We start from the raw sequence: 2,169 nt of genomic DNA, 5'->3' as shown, positions 1-2,169 counted from the left end.
GAAGCCGTGCGCAAACAACATTACGATTTCGCATGGGTATTCGATTCCTCCCTGGCTTCGACATAGCGGAGAACTTCTTCCGCGCTGTGAAACCGTTGCGCCCTGTGAACGGGGGTTGGGTTGCACCCGTCCTCTTTGAGGAGCGGGCGCAGTTCCACGAGTGCGTTGCCGATGGTTCGAGGGCTCACCTTGAAGAGGTCAGCGATTACCGGCCGGGTGGCGACCTGGCGCATGGCGAGAATCGCGGCAAGAACGCGGCCCTCGTCAGTGATCTTCCTGTAGATGACTGCGCCTGGGTCCTTCTTCAGTTCTGCTCCGCGTCGGTTGTGTCGCATCTCTTGGAGCCTGGCCTGGTACCGAATAGCCAAGCGCGTGGTGACGGCATCAAGTTCGGCATGGCTCATACCCGTGATCGCCGGATGCCGCAGTGCTTCTTGAGGATCGATTTCCTGGAGGGAGCCGGCAGAGGTGACAAAGTCCCGAACAGCTTGCGTGGTGGTAAGCCTGAGATCGATGGCGCGCACTGTGTGGTTGTGTTCTGCCAGGAGGGCTCGGGTCTCACGCATGGGTTTCTGGAGGCCGCTTCGGGTGATTCCGAGGAGGTCCTGGAGAACGGGCAGCGTGCAGATCCCACGGAGATGGACGAGCGTGGCCACAATCCGGGCTGCTGGCGTGATCACCGTCATCGCGCCTGCCCCTTTCGCACGCCGTCGCTTCCCGCCTCGTCGGTCGTAGTTTCGCTGCTCGGCCTTGGCCTCCTGGGCTGGCGCCAGAAGCGCGACAAGCTCGGCCAGTTCATCCCGAGTCATCCCGGTCATCACTGGGTGGGAGAGCATCTCCAGTACCTCCGACTGGATGATCCTGGGGTTTCTGCTTGCCGCAGGCGCAGTGCAGTGATCGTGTGGGTCGATGGTGTAGTTCCAGGCGCCGTGAGTGTCGTGCGGCCAGATCGGCAAGGAGTCCAAGTACTCCTTGCTCACGGTGACCCCGGTCGGATAGGCGCGTGTGTCGAGTTCGGCTTCGACGCGCAGGCCGGAGCGGGTGCGGGTGGATTCGATGGTCTTGATGACGACTTCGTGGCTGGTCAGCGGGCGTCCGCGCCAGTTCATCGTGATGTGGGAGAAGAGGCGGTGTTCGACCTTGTTCCATTTCGATGTTCCGGGCGGAAAGTGGCAGACAGTAATCGCCAGGCCGGTTTCCTCTGCCAAATTTGCAAGTTCGGACTTCCAGAGTCGGTATCGTGGAGAATTCGAGCCGCCGGAGTCCGCCGTGATCAGCAGGCGCTTGGCACTTGGGTAGTCACGCTTACCGCGGTTGTCCCACCAACGGCGAATCGAGGCGACAGCGAAGGCCGACGTGTCGTGGTCCACACCGACATTGACCCAGCCCTTGTTGGCCGCGATGTCGTAGATTCCGTATGGGATGACTTGCTGGATCTCTCCGCGGAAGAACAACGAGTGGTCCTCGACGTCGATCGGCTCGCCCTTGGGACGCCACTCGCGGCCCGGGTTGTGGAACCGGCCGATCATTTCCTTCTTCTTCGTATCCACACTGATGACCGGCTCACCGTCAGCCTGGTGTTCTTTGACCTGGTTGTTGATGTAGTGGAACTGGGCGTCTCGGTCAGGGTGTTGCTTCCCCTCCAGGGTCTTGGCATTGCCCTGAAGGCTGAACCCGTTCGCACGCAGCAGTTTCCCGACTGTGGTCGCGGAGACCGGATGCCCCTGTTTGGTCAGTTCGTCGGCGAGATGTCGCAGCGACTTGGTCGTCCACCTCAACGGCGACATGGGATCGCCTCGCTCATCCGGCTCGACCAATGCCAAGAGGGCGGGCAGCAGTCCGGGGTCCTTCGCGGCTGCGTTCTTGCGGCCGCCTCCAGGACGTCGGATGCGACCGCCTGGAAGGGGCGACGGTTCATCTGCGAGTTCGGCGATGCCTTTACGCACCGTCGTTTCGCTGACGCCAGTCGCGCGGGACACCGCACGTATTCCGCCATGCCCAAGCTCACGGGCCTCTGCGGCCAGCAGCAACCGCCGCTGCCTTTCGTTGAGGTGGGGGAGCAACACGCCCAACCGAGAGGCAAGTTGTCGGAACGTCGACTTGGATATGACCACCCAAGATCAACGATCACGGGGCCCGCACAGCAACGCGTTGTTTCCAGACAGCTTC

General features: G+C 61.9%; 1 protein-coding gene. It reads right to left on the bottom strand.

What is annotated here, in order from left to right; genetic code table 11:
• Positions 1-20 precede the first annotated feature (20 nt).
• Entirely contained in the window at positions 21-2,114 is a 2,094-nt protein-coding gene (locus ACZ562_RS38300) for an ISAzo13 family transposase (protein WP_471189336.1), read from the bottom strand.
• Positions 2,115-2,169: the final 55 nt, after the last annotated feature.

Source organism: Streptomyces sp. NPDC040410 (assembly GCF_055595715.1).
This window is presented reverse-complemented; position numbering and strand designations above follow the sequence as displayed.